General features: G+C 36.7%; 17 protein-coding genes. 15 read left to right on the top strand and 2 right to left on the bottom strand.

The features are described 5' to 3' along the window. Positions 1–395 precede the first annotated feature (395 nt). Positions 396–785, top strand: a complete 390-nt coding sequence (locus tag ACFSBH_RS14090; protein WP_251517998.1) for a VOC family protein — start codon at positions 396–398, stop codon at positions 783–785. Positions 786–872: 87 nt separating this feature from the next. Here the strand turns inward: ACFSBH_RS14090 and ACFSBH_RS14085 are convergent, their stop codons facing one another. Continuing rightward, a complete protein-coding gene (locus tag ACFSBH_RS14085) occupies positions 873–2,648 on the bottom strand; it encodes an extracellular catalytic domain type 1 short-chain-length polyhydroxyalkanoate depolymerase (protein ID WP_379598154.1) in 1,776 nt (591 codons plus the stop codon). Between the two features lie 215 nt (positions 2,649–2,863). Between ACFSBH_RS14085 and ACFSBH_RS14080 the strand changes: the two genes are divergently transcribed. From ACFSBH_RS14080 to ACFSBH_RS14050, 7 genes are all read left to right on the top strand, one after another. Further along, complete coding sequence (locus ACFSBH_RS14080) at positions 2,864–3,316, top strand: hypothetical protein (protein WP_251515706.1); 453 nt, start codon at positions 2,864–2,866, stop codon at positions 3,314–3,316. 139 nt (positions 3,317–3,455) lie between these two features. Further along, on the top strand, positions 3,456–3,848 hold the full coding sequence (locus ACFSBH_RS14075) for a VOC family protein (protein ID WP_251515705.1): 393 nt from the start codon (positions 3,456–3,458) through the stop codon (positions 3,846–3,848). A gap of 118 nt (positions 3,849–3,966) precedes the next feature. Further along, a complete protein-coding gene (locus tag ACFSBH_RS14070) occupies positions 3,967–4,347 on the top strand; it encodes a VOC family protein (RefSeq protein ID WP_251515703.1) in 381 nt (126 codons plus the stop codon). A 193-nt stretch (positions 4,348–4,540) separates the two neighbouring features. Then, positions 4,541–5,068, top strand: coding sequence for an RNA polymerase sigma factor (locus tag ACFSBH_RS14065; protein ID WP_251515701.1), 528 nt, complete (start codon positions 4,541–4,543; stop codon positions 5,066–5,068). Then, a complete protein-coding gene (locus tag ACFSBH_RS14060) occupies positions 5,052–5,873 on the top strand; it encodes a hypothetical protein (RefSeq protein ID WP_379598151.1) in 822 nt (273 codons plus the stop codon). Before ACFSBH_RS14065 ends, ACFSBH_RS14060 begins: the two co-directional genes overlap by 17 nt. Positions 5,874–5,985: 112 nt before the next feature. Further along, the gene (locus ACFSBH_RS14055) at positions 5,986–6,282 is read left to right on the top strand and encodes a DUF4306 domain-containing protein (RefSeq protein ID WP_251515697.1); all 297 of its coding nucleotides are present in this window, start codon (positions 5,986–5,988) and stop codon (positions 6,280–6,282) included. 228 nt (positions 6,283–6,510) lie between these two features. Beyond that, positions 6,511–7,020, top strand: a complete 510-nt coding sequence (locus ACFSBH_RS14050; RefSeq protein WP_379598149.1) for a YfiT family bacillithiol transferase — start codon at positions 6,511–6,513, stop codon at positions 7,018–7,020. An 80-nt stretch (positions 7,021–7,100) separates the two neighbouring features. On the opposite strand, the gene ACFSBH_RS14045 is transcribed toward ACFSBH_RS14050, so the two are convergent. Next, entirely contained in the window at positions 7,101–7,988 is an 888-nt protein-coding gene (locus tag ACFSBH_RS14045) for a GNAT family N-acetyltransferase (protein WP_379598147.1), read from the bottom strand. A 374-nt stretch (positions 7,989–8,362) separates the two neighbouring features. On the opposite strand from ACFSBH_RS14045, the gene ACFSBH_RS14040 reads away from it, so the two are divergent. The 7 genes from ACFSBH_RS14040 to ACFSBH_RS14010 all read left to right on the top strand — a co-directional run bounded on the left by ACFSBH_RS14040 (position 8,363) and on the right by ACFSBH_RS14010 (position 14,825). After that, positions 8,363–9,841 (top strand): ABC transporter permease, encoded by a 1,479-nt coding sequence (locus ACFSBH_RS14040; RefSeq protein ID WP_379598145.1) that lies wholly within the window; start codon positions 8,363–8,365, stop codon positions 9,839–9,841. A 14-nt stretch (positions 9,842–9,855) separates the two neighbouring features. Continuing rightward, positions 9,856–10,527, top strand: a complete 672-nt coding sequence (locus ACFSBH_RS14035; protein ID WP_251515690.1) for an ABC transporter ATP-binding protein — start codon at positions 9,856–9,858, stop codon at positions 10,525–10,527. Then, positions 10,520–12,016, top strand: a complete 1,497-nt coding sequence (locus tag ACFSBH_RS14030; protein ID WP_379598143.1) for a PASTA domain-containing protein — start codon at positions 10,520–10,522, stop codon at positions 12,014–12,016. Before ACFSBH_RS14035 ends, ACFSBH_RS14030 begins: the two co-directional genes overlap by 8 nt. A 157-nt stretch (positions 12,017–12,173) precedes the next feature. Further along, entirely contained in the window at positions 12,174–12,713 is a 540-nt protein-coding gene (locus ACFSBH_RS14025; RefSeq protein ID WP_251515686.1) for an isochorismatase family protein, read from the top strand. 29 nt (positions 12,714–12,742) lie between these two features. Beyond that, a complete protein-coding gene (locus ACFSBH_RS14020) occupies positions 12,743–13,582 on the top strand; it encodes a GNAT family N-acetyltransferase (protein ID WP_251515685.1) in 840 nt (279 codons plus the stop codon). 11 nt (positions 13,583–13,593) lie between these two features. Further along, complete coding sequence (locus tag ACFSBH_RS14015; RefSeq protein ID WP_251515683.1) at positions 13,594–13,869, top strand: hypothetical protein; 276 nt, start codon at positions 13,594–13,596, stop codon at positions 13,867–13,869. 32 nt (positions 13,870–13,901) lie between these two features. Then, a complete protein-coding gene (locus ACFSBH_RS14010) occupies positions 13,902–14,825 on the top strand; it encodes an alpha/beta hydrolase (protein ID WP_379598140.1) in 924 nt (307 codons plus the stop codon). Positions 14,826–15,186 lie beyond the last annotated feature (361 nt).

Raw genomic sequence — 15,186 nt, 5'->3', positions numbered from 1 at the left:
CATTATATCGTTTACCGTTATTTCTTGTATTCATCGGACACATCCTCCTTGAAATTCATTGTATAAATTTAACTTAGATGTGTCCATGAAACTATACTAGCATCACTGCCTTTTCGATTCTTATATTAATTTTAGGGTTTTTGTTAATCATTTTAAACAGGATCTTTCTATTCTTTCATTCCAAAAATAATCCGTCCGATACTTACCAAGCTACTAAACTTCCATAAAGTAGTTTTGGAATGAGTAAAGAGCAAAAAACATAATAATATCCTGCTGAACTGCTATAGTAAAAGTAAGATATGTTATTAAAGGAGTTATATTTCTTATGGCTTCGCTTTTAGTACGTTATCTAAACCTTCAAATGAATCATAAAGGGTAAAGGAGAGAGGGGAAAATTGATTAAATACAAAAGTCTCCACCATGTTAGTCTTAATGTGACAGATTTAGAAAAAGCCAAAGAGTTCTATAGTAAAATCTTATGTTTAAAAGAGATTCAGCGCCCAGATTTTGATTTTCCAGGTGCCTGGTATGAAATAGAGGGGCAACAACTTCATTTAATCGTCGATTCTTCTTCACAGACAATCCGTAATGACAAAAGTTTATCCAGCAGGGAAGGCCACTTTGCTCTTAGAGTGGAAAACTATTACGATACTCTTAGTTGGCTTAAGAAGAATGAAGTAGAAATTATTGAAAGTCCGAATAGTGCAAGTGGATTCGCTCAAATTTTTTGTGCCGACCCAGATGGCAATTTGATTGAACTGAATGTTGATCAGGAAGATTTATAGATTGAAATTGTACGGTGCAAGTAATAGTAGATTATAAAAAATCCCCTGATATTACTCAGGGGATTTCTAATTGATATTTCAACCAAATCAGTTACTCACATCAATTTCAAGGTGAGGGGTATACTCCGGGTCATCCTCTTTGTATAGTTCAAGTAAATTACGATTCAATCCGGCAGTTGTTTGTGCTTTAAGTCTAAATTGTGTGAGTCCGTCTCGATTAAGGTTCTCCAACGGTATTTCTATCTCAATTCGTTCCACGTTAGTTGCAGGGACATTCTCAATTGTTGTTATGGAATTTGTGGTTGCGCTAGCTAAAAAGTCGTTACGTTCAAGGGTTGGACTGGAACCAAAATAACCATTCTTAACATCAACCGATATATTATTAATGGTTCCGGTACTTGATTTTGTGAGTAAAATTAATTTCGCAGAGTTGATGGTTTGATTGTCTAAAACAGATGTATCAAAGGAAAGGATAGTTCGATAAGTGTCTGTATTATACATCCCTTTATCGCCGAGTCTAAACTCTTTGTTGCTTAAGCCGTCAGCAATAAGACGACCTACGTAACCGCTTTCATTTTGTTGTATTTCTAATCTTTCTAAATCGTTTTCAGGGTCATCGTCTTTATTTATCACATAACTCTCTGTTTTAACATTTTCTTTCTTGTCGTTTACATCTATCGTGAAAAACTTAAGTTCTGTCGATCCTTCAATTACAATCGGTGCGGAATATACAGTAGAGTTTGTTGTTGGTTCCGAACCATCAATCGTATAATATGTTGTTCCTTCTCGGTCTGCGTTTAATTCTACAGTTACACTAGTGGTATATTTACCACCTGGTGGAGTTGCAACAGTAGAAGGTGCATCATCATCTGGTATAATCTCTTTTGATTTTGACTTAAAGAAGTTCCACATTATTTCACTTGCACTAGGGCCTTGTGGGTCTGTATGACTCCCTTGTAGACTTCCACCAGACCATGCGTGCCCCATGCCTTGTACGATATATTTCTCTACGATGGATTCACCTTTTGAATTTTTGTAAAGATATTGGGTATAGTTTTTGCCGTTGGGATTGTCATGTTGAATGGTTTCAGATGGTGATTTGCTAATGTGATCACTGTCACTGTAAATTAAGTTATTCGTTTCAATCCATTGTTCTGTGACTTGATCTCCGTTGATAGGGCGGACGGTCCAATCATCACTACCGTGGAAAACGATGACAGGAACAATTCTAGCATGCTCACCCATTGCTTCAAATGCCCGTTCACCTTGAATGGCCGGATTTGGACCACCGTTCTGCATCGCCATATTTGCCTCGATCAGATTTGTGGCTGCTTTATACTCAAGTCCTGAACCTACTCCAATTGCTGTAAATACATCTGGATAGGTTGCCCCCATGATGACTGACATGGCACCACCTGCAGACAATCCAGTAACGTAGACACGGTCATCATCAATTTCATAGTCGTCTTTCACTTTACCTACCATTCCTGCAATCGTAGCAGGTTCTCCAGATTCCCTTGCTTGATGTGCTGGTTCGAACCAATTCCAACAATAATTAAAGTTTCCACTGCGAGGCTGCTCCGGATAGAGCACCATAAACCCCTCTTGTTCCGCCACTGCATTCATTTCGGTACCAGCTGCAAAATCAGCTGCATTCTGGGTACAGCCATGTAACATTACGACTAAAGGGATTTCAGCATCTTCATCATAATCTGAGGGTACATAAAGTTTGTACGGTTTTCCATTATACTCACCATCTTCAAAACTAGCTGCAGCCACCTGATCGCTATCCACCTTAAGAAACAAACATAAAACAGTGAGACAAGACAACACAATCAACAACCGAGATGTCCCTTGAAACATTTATTCACTCCTTTTTTTTAACGCTTATACAGCGTTTTTAATTATGCGTAAACTAACAAAAATGAGTTACACAGAAGTTACAATAAATTTCCAAGCTGATTCTTTGATGGTCTGCATATAGGAAAAATGTCACATCTTTGCGGGGAAATGTTTAAGATGTTCGACCTCGGGAATCTAAACAATATCAATAAATAATTAGAGGAAGGAAGATCTGCATGAGTATGACAATGAACAAACAGAAAAAAGCAAAAAAAGGTTTAATCGTAGCTGGAGTGATTGCAGGAGCTTCTTCATTGGTACTTTTAAACAGCAATGCGCGAGAGAAGGTAAAAGATACTTCCAAGAATATGAAGAATACAGTAAGTAAATATGCAACAACAATCAAAGAAGATCCCAATGGTACGAAAGAAGCGATAATCACGCGTATTCAGAATGCAACAGAGATTTCCAAAGACGCAATTGAAAAGATACAGGCAATCTTGGATACGCAAGTAAAAGATATTAAAGATACAACTCAACATGTGGTGGAAGAGTCTAAAGATGTAATGTCTTCCGTCCAAGATGCAAAAGGTGAGTTAGCCGATGTAAAAGATGACGCAGTTGAGGCAAAGGATGAATTATTATCCGCAAAAGACGATGTAAAGTCTAAAGTTGAGGCAAATAACTAAAATACTATTCAATGATTAAAAATGGATTTTGATTAAGTAAAAGGGTGTTTTTCCTTCAAGGGAGGAGAAACACCCTTTCTTGTGGAATTCTATTAATAAGATGTCTTATTACGAATAGCTATGAATGGAGGGGATTCGATTGGTATTTGAAATGACGATACAAGTTCGTGTAGAAGATATCAGAGAAGGTCGTAAATGGTATCAGACTATGCTTAACCGGACACCAGATTTCATACCCCATGAAGGATTTGTTGAATGGGAGATTATCCCTGGTTGTTGGTTGCAGGTTGCTGAAGGAAAACCGGCGATTACAAGTGGTCCTTTACGACTTGGTGTGACAGATATAGAAGGTGAAAGAGAGAGACTTGTAAAAGAATTGAAGATCGATGATTTTGTAATATATTCAAGAGAAGAAGTTCCGGTAAAATGGGGTACATTTTCCGATCCATGGGGAAATCGTTTAGGTTTCTTTGAATACTTGGATAAAGAGGAAGAAAAACAGCGGATTAATACATTAGTGATGAAAAATTAAAAACTTTTATACAAAATTATATAAGCGAGATTAAGGAAAGTACATACTTTATGCAGGAATCCCAATTTTTTCGTTGAATTGATACTAGAGGAAGAATTATAAGGGAGGACTTGAAAAAATGGAGAAAGTAATACCAATCAAAAACCAAATGAATGGCGTGTTTGTTCATGTAACGAATTTGAAGGAGTCAGTAAAGTGGTATTCAGATTTACTAGGGCTCGATGTTGATTTAGAAAAGATAGCTTCACCTGTTTATAATATCCCTATCACAGGCTCCACATCTCTAACGTTAGACGATCACACCTTCGATCCTGCATTTAAATACCATGTCAGTCCTAACCCTATATTTAATTTATTCGCCCCAGAAATCGAAGAAGCATATAAGTATATAAAAGCTAAGAATATTGAAGTTGTTAGGGAAATAGAATGGGTAGACAATACTGCCTGGTTTAATATAAAAGATCCGGATGGTAATGTTGTAATGATTTGTAATTGTTGACCACTGCAATCTACATAAGTAGTTTCTTTAAAAATGAATTGGAAGCTTGTGATTTGGAGTAGTCGGTGTATCTCTAAAGAAGTAGGGGATGCGCCTTTTTTGTTGAAATAATGTTTGGACAAAAACAAATATGTGACTTAATCTTTTTTAATACGTCTAAAACAATAAACAAGTGCATGAAAGGGTGAGTTAATTGCCGGATCAAACGAAAGAGGAAATTACCGATTGGTATCATTTATATAGTGAGTCGATTTTTAAGTATATTTTGATGATGATACATGATTATCAAATGGCGGAAGACTTGACCCATGATACGTTTATTAAAGCTTATAAAAATCATCATACCTTTCAACATAAGGCACAACCTAAAACTTGGCTATTCAGTATTGCACATAATCTCACTATAGATTATATACGAAAACAAAAGCCATTGAGAATTCTTCAAGAGATATTTACTGCAAAGAAGACTTCTGTGCCTTCACCGGATGATATTGTAGAAATTCGTGAAAGTTCAATCCAGTTGTATCGTGCGTTAAGTAAGTTGAAATCCTCCTATCGTGAAGTCATCATCCTCCGGAAAATAAAAGAATTCAGTATTAGAGAAACAAGTGAGATTTTAAATTGGTCGGAAGGAAAAGTGAAAACGACACTTTATCGAGCAATTCCCGCTTTAGAGAAGGAATTGCTAAAGGAGGGGTATCCGCATGAGAAATCAATATAATGATAGTTCTTATTTCGACAGTCAATTGAAACAATTGGATAAAGATATCATTTGGAAAGAATCAAGAAAAAATAAACTGGAGAAAAGCATTTTATTTTCCATGAATAGTAGCAGGAAAAAAATGAGATTAGTTGCTGTATTAAAATTTGCTTCAAGTATCGGAATCCTCGCTATCGTATTGTTTTTCGGTTATACCTTTTATACGGACAGTATCACGTACCATGATGAAGCAAGTATAACTCGCAGCGAAAATAGCCAAATAGTAGATAACCATAACCCCGAAGTAAAAGTGACGTCTGATGATTCGGTTGAAACCGATGAGGCGGCCCTGGAGATTCATACTGGCTCTGTGGAAGCTGTAACGAGAAAGAATGAAGGGATGGACCAAGAAGTTGAAGTCATTAACTATCTAATACAACCTTATAAAATTGCATATCAATTGGATAAGGTATTCGGAGCACCTGAAGTGTATGAAAACGAAATACAGTATTCAATTGATGATGAATATACGATAACTTTAGCAATTATCGAAGACACCAATCTTGATCAATCTATATCAAACCTGCAAGAAAGATTTGAAGCAGAAGGATATGATGAAGAGTTTGAACTTGAGAGCGTATCCTCAGAGGAAAATGGATTTGCGGGGAAAATGCAGTACTTTAGTCAAAATCGAGTGGATAAAGGGTTTATTGCTTATGAAGTTGGTGATGATGTCCTGGAAATTACATTCCGATATCCCGTAGAAGGTGGAGATGGGATGTATTCAATTCTAAACTTTCTACGAGAATCGATTCATTTGCGTTAAATAGTCGAAAAGATTGCAAATCCAAGAAGGATATTAAGTTTTTTTGTAAAAGTATATAACGGTATGATTACCATATAAAGGAAACATCCTATGCGGAAAGGGGAGTAATAATATGAAAAAACTACTAGGCGTTCTTCTCGTTCTGTTTGTATTTGTCTATAGTTACTCGGCAACTTCATGGACTGCTTCCTATATGCCATTTGAAACAAGTTGGCGAAGTCATTTGGTGTTCACCCCGTCGCATGTTACTGATCCAGGGCAAATCTATACCATTGATAAATATATTTATGCATTTAAATACGATCCAACAACGAGCTTTTTATTCGTTTTATCATTATCAGTGATCATTGTGTTCATCATCTTCGGTCTGCGGAATTTATTTGGCGTAAATAGAAGTATATCAAATTAAATCTTATTAAATGGGTGCTTTCTTAAATAGGGAGCACTTATTTTAATTGGTTACATTAACAAGTCACCCATTGGTTTGTTCCTTGGCCAATAAGACTTCAAGTTTAAGTCACGATGTTACTTCAACGATTCTAGTCATATGTCATTTAGTTTACAATCCTAAAGTAGATTGGCTATAGTAGAGATTAACAGCGAAATAAATATTAAAGGGAAGAGGGGATCGATTGAAATGGATGTAAAATTTCCGATTGGTGAATTGAAAGTTCCAGAGAAGGTGACGCTGGAACATGTACAGGAATGGTTGAAGCAAATTGAAACATATACTACTAGGTTGCGAGAAACGGTCGATTCATTAAATGAGGAGCAGTTAAGCAAAACATACCGCAATGGCAGTTGGAACGTCCGTCAATTAGTTCATCATATTGCCGACTCCCAGATGAATATGTTTCAACGTTTGAAGCTGGCATTGACAGATGAAAACCCTAAGGTACCTAACTTTGTTCAGGATAAATGGGCTGTTCAACCAGATACAGAACTCCCAGTAGAAAGTTCGATTAAGATGCTGGAAGGCATCAATGAGCGTATTGTAGCTTTAGGGAATAGTGTAACAGAGGAAGAGTTGAGCCGTATCTTCACTCATGAAAACAATGGGGAAATCAGTGTTGCAACAAAAATTGCAAAATTAGCTTGGCATGAAGAACATCACTTGGAACATATAAAGATTGCATTATCAAAATAGTTTCAGAGAATAAAAATTGGCTTATCCGAATCGGGTAAGCCAATTTTATTTTGAACAGAAGCAACTTAACGTGGAAATAATTATTTGGAACGATGAAACGATTTAGTTTCTGCATATTGCTCAAACCCAATGGACTTATAAAGATACAAAGAATCTGGATGTGGTTTTCCTGGTCTCTCTATCCAAGTACAAACTATTGCAGTCTCTGCCCCCTTTTTACGCAGTTCATTAAGAGCAAGTTTACAAACAGAGCTGGCTAATCCCATTCTCCTGAATCGAGGATCTGTTCCTACTGGCTCGAGTAACCCAACTTTGTTCTCCTCATCATACCAAATCAAGCAAAACGCAACGAACTCACCATTAGGCGACTCAATCACCCAATCAAGAGAGGGATCGTAAGGAAAGGCATTCATTACATTCAAGTAACTCTCCTCAGAAACCTTTGATGGATGGAATGCAGCCTTGTGCACAGTCACCCGATTTTGTATATCCTTAGGGCCCTGAAGGTGCCGGCCAATAAACTTATCTGGCAATTGAACGGTGAAAGGACAACGATCCAATGAGATTTTTGAGAGAATATAAGGAGCTTCTTTTAATGGGGTGTATAAAGCATCTTGTAGGGTTGAGATAAGATGAGTTTCTTTATCCAAAACAGATACTTTTTTCTCGTTTGTTTCTATGTTCTCGTCAAACCAATCGAGTACGTCCATTGCAACTTCATAAAAGTTGGGGTCGACTTGAAAAATTAAGTTGTCAGGCAGTTCGATCCATCCCCAAGCAACTGTTTTGCCATTCACTTCCCAAATCGCAGTAATCCAATTTTCCTCAAGACCAACATGCCGATTACGTTGCCAGGCTAGATCCCCTATATGGTAGTTGGCATCCAGGGTCCATAAAGCTCGTGTAAGTTCCTGCATTCTTAATAAATCATTTGAATTTGTATACGCACGCCTTATAGCTTTTCTCATTTTCACCCTCCTTGCATTCATTAACAATCTATTGAACAGAATGCCTCGATATTTTATCTTAATAGATATTTTTATACTTACGTTAGAGTGTCCTGTTTCGACATTGTGCGAGCCTGAATTTTTACAAAATCCTTCAAATATAAATTTCTTCCAGATATAGGAAAAATAACAGTTGTATTTCTACACTATTACAAATATAATACAAGTATATGTCGTATTAAGTTATTAATACAGTATAGAATTTAATCGTGAAAGAGGTGAAATCGTATCCAAGAATAGCTTGGATAACATGGGGCGCTCGTATATAATACAAATATACGTTAAATTTTTAGAGAATTACAAGAGAAGAGAATTTTTTAATGAGGGGGTTTGTAATGAATTTTATTAAGCGGGGATTTCTAGGAATTACTAGGAAAAAGGGAAAGTCTTTAATTTTATTAGCAGTAATATTTATTCTGGGGAATTTGATCTCAGGAGCCATTTCAATTCAGCAAGCCACTACAAATGTGGAAGCAAACATTAAAGAGAGACTAGGTGCTACTGCTACTGTAGAGCTTGATTATGAAGAAATGGATAAGCTTAGTGAAGCAGACTGGGAAAATACTGTGATTGAAGACCTTAGTGTTGATTTGATGAAACAGATTGGTGAACTTTCTTATGTAAAGTACTATGACTTTAATTTGATGCATTGGTTAGGCTCGGAGAGTATCGATAGTTACCAAGGTGATATGGAGGGTGAAGTTGTACACCATGGTCCCAGCATGGACTTTATGTTGAAGGGAATTAATTATGCACCTGTTCTTGATATTGAAGAACAGAAGGCAAAATTAGTCGATGGTCGTGTCTTTACCCAAGAAGAAGTCGATAATGGCACCTCTGTAGCTATCATTTCTAATAAATTGGCAGAAAAAAATAACCTTAACGTTGGGGATACCTTTACGTTGGTAAACGAGGTTTATACTTGGGATGAAGAAACGGGAGAAGATAATTTAGTCACTTCACGGGATGTCGTCTTAGAGATTATAGGAATATTCGAATCACAAACTATTAAGCAAGATGATTCAGAGGGTAGTTCCGAAATGGGCGGCATGATGGATTTCATGGATATAGAATTCCAAAATACCGTATATGTACCAAACCCAATTATTGTGGATGAAATGAAATACCAATATGAGGAGTATTTGAAAGCGGACGAAGAATATGCAGAAATGGTTGCGGCCGAGGGAGAAGAAGCATCATTCGAATATTATACACCATTGTATGTTCTGAATAATCCTGAAGATAGTGAAGCATTTGCGGAAGAAGTTGCACCGTTACTACCGAATCTCTATAAGGTCCATAGCGCTACCGATCAATATGATAGCATCGCAGGCCCAGTAGAGTCGATGTCCAATTTATCAAGGTACGTTTTATATGCGGCTATAGGTGCAACTGTGCTTATTATTGGTTTAGTAGTCTTATTATTCCTAAGAGATAGAAAACGTGAATTAGGTATCTATTTATCACTAGGGGAGAAACGTGGCCGTGTTATTGGACAAATTTTAATTGAAGTAATGGTTATTGCGTTAATTGCCATTTCATTATCATTATTCACCGGTAATCTCATCGCTGGACAGGTATCAGAAACGATGATTAATGCAGATGATCAATCGTATCAAGATGATTATATGTATTATGGCGGGGCCATCCAAACTCATTTAACGACACAAGATGTTTTGGATTCTTATGAGGTCAGCCTTAATTCAAGCTTTGTTCTAGCATTCTTTGGAATTGGGTTGTTGACGATTCTCATTTCAACAGTCATTCCGCTGATTTATATTTTAAGACTAAATCCTAAGAAAATATTGATGTGATGAGAGGTGAAACAATGATATTAGAGGCGAAAGATTTAAATTACTTTTACCAAGATGGTGAACAGCGTCGTTATATATTAAAAGATACATCCATTTCATTTGAAAAGGGGAAATTCTATACAATTTTAGGGCAATCCGGTTCCGGGAAAACCACCCTGCTTTCCTTACTCAGTGCGCTTGATTCACCACATAGCGGTACCGTTCTTTTCAACAATGAAGATATTAAGAAGATTGGTTATGAAAAGTACCGACGTAATAATGTGGGGATTATTTTTCAAAGTTATAACTTGATTCCGACCTTTACTGCAGTCGAAAATGTACTCATTCCAATGACGATCACAGAGAATGATGTCCCGGAAGATGCCAAGACAGTGGCGTACAATTTACTCGACTACATTGGGATTGTAAAAAGTAAAGCAGACCGTCCAGTCAATAAGCTCTCGGGGGGAGAGCAACAACGGGTGGCAATTGCCCGTGCGCTTGCGACGAATGTGGAATTGATTCTGGCAGATGAACCGACAGGAAACCTGGATGAAGAAATGGAGCAGGAAATCATTGATATCTTCAAACGACTGGCGCATGAACACGATAAATGCGTCGTCGTAGTTACGCACTCCAATGAAATTGCATTGCAATCCGATCAGGCTTTCCTTTTGAGGAAAGGTGTACTGACTGCTTATGAGTGATTTTCTATCCAAATTTAATAAAGATAAGTACCAGGATTTGTTGAGTGAGCAAGACGAAGAAAAACAATCGAAATCCAAAAATGATGAACCAGTTGAAACACAGGAACAAATAGATTCGCAGCAGAAGCAGGAAGAGCAAGCTTCTGCTGCGGAAATGGAAGAAAGAGTTCCTGAGCCCGAGAGTTCTACTGAGTCCAATCCTGTTTCTACTAGAAGCAGCTATCGTCGTGACTCCGAAGAAGATGTGGAGATTGATCCGGACTATCAACGGAAAAAACGTCGTCGGTTGTGGCTGATCATTGCTGGATCTGTTCTAGCTTGTGTGTTAATTTTTTTCATTTACTACATACTCGTTCATGTGAAGGTGGAAGATTTTGTTGGACAACCTGTATCTGAAGCACGTGCATGGGCTAATGAAAATGATGTAGAAATCGAATTAATACAAGAACATAATAAGGAATATGATGCAAATCAAGTTATTTCTCAAAGTGTTCCTGCTGGAGAGAAAATCCGAAAAGGGAACACACTACAGCTAACAAGCAGTTTAGGACCGGATCCGGAAGAGGTTATTCTGCTGCCTGATTTTTCTGTCATGAGTCAAGAGGAAGCACGAAGTTGGATTGAAGAGAACAAAGCAGAAAATCTGCAAATTGTAGCGGAGTACAGTGATGATGTTGAAGAAGGCGAATTCATTAAGCTCACCATTAGAGATGATGATGTTGACGAAACAGGCTATCAACGTAAACATAGTGCAGCTGTCTACTATTCTAAAGGTGAAGAAGTATTTGAAAAGAATATTACGATACCTAATTTCACGGGAGTTGCCAAAGAAGAAGTTGTGAAATGGGCTGAAACAAATGAAATTGATATGACCTATGAAGAAGCGGATTCTGATACGGTTGAAGCTGGGTTTATCATTAGTCAAAGTGAAACTCCAGAAGAGAAAATTGCCAAAAGAGATAAGATGGAAGTTGTTGTATCTCTAGGTAAAGCTACAATTGTTCCTAATTTTGCTGGACTTACTGCAGAGGAAGCTGCTGTTAGTTTCCCAGATTTGGAAGTGATGGTGAAACAGGTTTATCACGCAGATGTTGCTTACGGTAGATTGATTTCACAATCCGTTGCTGCAGATACGAAGTTAACGGATAATGATGACAAACGCGTTACTGTTACCTATTCGTTAGGGAAGCCATACTTAGGTGATTATCGTGGGCAATCAGAGGGTGAACTCCCGAGAATCTTCTTTGAAGAATTCCAATCCAAAGGTGCAGATATTAAATATATTATTAAATATATCTGGGCCCCAGAAGTTAAAGGGACAGTGGTCGGCATGAGTAAATTCAACGAGTTTGTACCATTGAAGTATACTGTGGAAATACGAGTAAGTAATAATGTTCACGGACCACCTGATCCTCCGCCAATGATAGATGATGTACCAGAACTGCCGGAAGCTCCTGCAGAAGAAGATATCGATGTTAACGAGAAGTAACGAAGTAATCGACAAGTGCTTATTAAGTGCTTGTCGATTTTTTAAGATAGCAATCTATGAATGGTATACGATAAGCGAGTTAAAAACAAAGAAGGAGAAAGCATCTCTTTGTTGAATCTATATAAAGATAGAAAGAAGAAATAGGAGAGATAAAAAAATGAGAGCATTATTGGTCATTGATGCACAAAAGACAATTGTTGACTTTAAAGACTTTCACCAAGAAATCGGTATGATCGAAACGATGATTACAGATTTCAAAGAAAATGGAGACCAAGTTATTTTTATTCGAAATTTGGACGATGACGAAAAAAGTTCATTCCACAAAAATTCGGCGGGCTCTGAAATTCATGATTCCTTGAAAAAATATGCAGAAATCGTAGTAGAAAAGAAGACACCAAGCTCATTTTACCAGACAGAACTGGATGAAAAGCTAAAACAGTTTGGTGTGGACCATATTTTCATCACAGGTTTCAATACCGAGTTTTGTTGCCAGTTTACGGCAATAGCAGCTTATGATAGAGGGTATAAAGTTACGTTTATTGAGGACGCTACAGGAACGGTCAATGACGGAACTACATATGAAATGGAAGGTTTGGACATTCGTGATTTTGTAGGGACCGTTTTGCATTGGTCAAGTGTAATTGAAGTTCTGGATTATGAAGAATACGTTGAGGAATATAGAACAAATAAAGTTTAACTCATTATGGTTATGGAATGAGGTATTCGATGATTTCTGAGCTGAATCAAACTGATTTTTATAAATGTAAGAATTTAATTAACCAGCAGGGGCAAATTGAGGTGAAAGCTGTAGTCGAAGGAATTAATCCTGGACGAATATTTGTAGACAATATCTATTCTCCGGACGCCGGACTTGTTTGGCTTGGGAACAATGATGGGTTTTTATTTATTGGCAATGAATCAAATGAGGAATTTAATAGCCAAATTAATCATTTTATTGATACGATGATTCAAGCAGAAGCAGAAAAAGTAGGATTGAAGTGGTTTGAAGCAATGGGCAATCATCAAAAATGGGATGTGGTTATTGAGAAGCTGTTTGCACATCGGAAACTGGAAAGCTGGAACCAAAAAGTCTATACACTACAAAAAGAGAATTTTTACGCTGAGGATGAACCTGTCATAGGACAAGAATTTGAAGTCATAAAGATCGATGAGGAGCTTTATTATAGTAATACCCTTCATAATATTGATCTTCTGCATTCTAAAATTTTAGAGTATTGGTCTTCAACGGAACAATTTTTTAGACTAGGAACTGGTTATTGCATAAAGAATCCTAACAATATCATTAGTATTTGTTTTTCTGGTTTTGTTATTGATGATGTGCACGCTGTTGATATTGAAACGTTGAAGGCATACCGTGGAAACAAGTTGGCGCAAAAGTTAGCCCACGTATTTGCAAGAGATTGTTTGGAGAATGACTTTACTCCATATTGGGATTGTATGGAAGATAATAATCCTTCCATTGCAGTTGCAGAAAAAATAGGTTTCACTAACATATTTAATTATAAGGGATATTATTTCCCCTTAGATAGAATGAAACATATTTAGGAGGTAAGATTGTGTTGCAATCTTTACGAATTGGAATCAGTTTACAAGTAGTATTCTTTATATTATTTTTCAGCGCGATGTTAGCGAATATGAATAATATATTAGGTGCGATGATAAGTTCTGTGATTGGGTTATTAAGTTTAATTATAGGAATTAAATCAATAATATCACGACAAAATATAGTTCTGGCTTTGATGATCATCGTTATTTCCATTCTCATTTTAGGTTTTACCGTCTTTGCTTACTTTATTGGTGAGGGAGGACTCCCACCGTTAATCATGCAGTAAATTGAGAAATTAGTGTGCCTGGGAGGAATAAGATGAAATGGGTTAAGACAATGATTGACGTGATTGGTTTCCCTTTTACTTTAACAAACCTCTATCTTAATAGGAAAAACAAAGTGAAGGAAATAGGTCAAAAGGTTAGGATTAAAGATAGGAATATTCATGTCGTCGTCTCTGGTATAGAGGATGCGGAATTTAGTGTGATTTTAGACGCTGGATTAAGCTGTTGTTCTTTAGATTGGTATCATATACAGCCAGAATTATCTAAGTTTACAAAAGTCCTCTCATTTGATCGTGCAGGCTATGGATGGAGTTCACGAAGCAATCTCCCATATACAAGTGAAGATGTGGTAGATGACTTAATATATGTATTAGATGAGTTAGAACTAAAACCACCATATGTATTAGTTGGGCATTCCTTTGGCGGATTGAATATGAGGCTTTTTGCAAGTAAATTTCCAGAGAAAGTTACATCATTAATTCTAATCGATGCCGTGCACGAAAATAGATATATGAGTGATGTTTGGGATACCAATCGTAAAAAGTCCTATCGTAAAAATTTAAACCTCTTTCGATTTGGTTACATTACTTCCGGAATTGGAATTCCTAAACTTTTGAAACAACCGGTTGGAAGAAAATATCTGCCAGAACCTTACCAAAAATATGCCGATTATGTTGGGTATCTTCCTAAGTCTTATGAAGCAGTATATAAAGAATTTCTGTATAGTGAGAGGTCAGCATTACTAGTTAAAAATGCAGTAAAATTAAGAGAAGATTTACCAGCAATCGTTATCAGCTCCAATAATCAAGATCCGACTTGGGTAGAATATCAAAATCAGCTTAGTAGATTAACCAAGAAAACAATACAAATTAAGACGAACAATAATCACTTCATTCATTTGGAGAATCCTGATTTGATAATTGATACGATTAAAGGAATAGTTTGCAATCAAAATTAACCCATACGATAATAACGGTATGGACAGAGTTCAAGTTTTATTTAAGAATTGAGGTTTATCGATGGTAAATTTAATCAAAATAGGTATTTGTAGTTTCTTTGTATTTTTGATGTTTTGGTCCTTCGGTTTTACAAAGGAGTTATCTATAATTAGCGTTATTTTTTGCTCCTTAGCTTTTGGTTATGTTTTGAATATGTTTTGGAGTTTAAATAGAGAAATCCAGATGAAAATTAAAAAATAGTTGATTGTTTTACCATGGTAAACCCGTAATCAAACAACGCATACAAAAATGAAGCACCTCTTGCTAAGATAGAAATATCAATTGAAGGAGGTGCTTTTCTATGCCACATGAAGAACTAAT

It is taken from the genome of Oceanobacillus luteolus (genome assembly GCF_042678205.1).
In the GTDB taxonomy this organism is placed as follows: Bacteria; Bacillota; Bacilli; order Bacillales; family Amphibacillaceae; genus Oceanobacillus; species Oceanobacillus luteolus.
The sequence above is the reverse complement of the archived record's forward strand: the minus strand, read 5'-3'. Positions and strand labels throughout refer to the sequence as shown.

Coding starts and splice junctions, on each gene's coding strand:
- ACFSBH_RS14035 (WP_251515690.1), top strand. CDS start 9,856: ATGATATTAGAGGCGAAAGATTTAAATTACTTTTACCAAGATGGTGAA.
- ACFSBH_RS14055 (WP_251515697.1), top strand. CDS start 5,986: ATGAAAAAACTACTAGGCGTTCTTCTCGTTCTGTTTGTATTTGTCTAT.
- ACFSBH_RS14070 (WP_251515703.1), top strand. CDS start 3,967: ATGGAGAAAGTAATACCAATCAAAAACCAAATGAATGGCGTGTTTGTT.
- ACFSBH_RS14030 (WP_379598143.1), top strand. CDS start 10,520: ATGAGTGATTTTCTATCCAAATTTAATAAAGATAAGTACCAGGATTTG.
- ACFSBH_RS14050 (WP_379598149.1), top strand. CDS start 6,511: ATGGATGTAAAATTTCCGATTGGTGAATTGAAAGTTCCAGAGAAGGTG.
- ACFSBH_RS14045 (WP_379598147.1), bottom strand. CDS start 7,988: ATGAGAAAAGCTATAAGGCGTGCGTATACAAATTCAAATGATTTATTA.
- ACFSBH_RS14060 (WP_379598151.1), top strand. CDS start 5,052: ATGAGAAATCAATATAATGATAGTTCTTATTTCGACAGTCAATTGAAA.
- ACFSBH_RS14085 (WP_379598154.1), bottom strand. CDS start 2,648: ATGTTTCAAGGGACATCTCGGTTGTTGATTGTGTTGTCTTGTCTCACT.
- ACFSBH_RS14025 (WP_251515686.1), top strand. CDS start 12,174: ATGAGAGCATTATTGGTCATTGATGCACAAAAGACAATTGTTGACTTT.
- ACFSBH_RS14040 (WP_379598145.1), top strand. CDS start 8,363: ATGAATTTTATTAAGCGGGGATTTCTAGGAATTACTAGGAAAAAGGGA.
- ACFSBH_RS14080 (WP_251515706.1), top strand. CDS start 2,864: ATGAGTATGACAATGAACAAACAGAAAAAAGCAAAAAAAGGTTTAATC.
- ACFSBH_RS14010 (WP_379598140.1), top strand. CDS start 13,902: ATGAAATGGGTTAAGACAATGATTGACGTGATTGGTTTCCCTTTTACT.
- ACFSBH_RS14020 (WP_251515685.1), top strand. CDS start 12,743: ATGATTTCTGAGCTGAATCAAACTGATTTTTATAAATGTAAGAATTTA.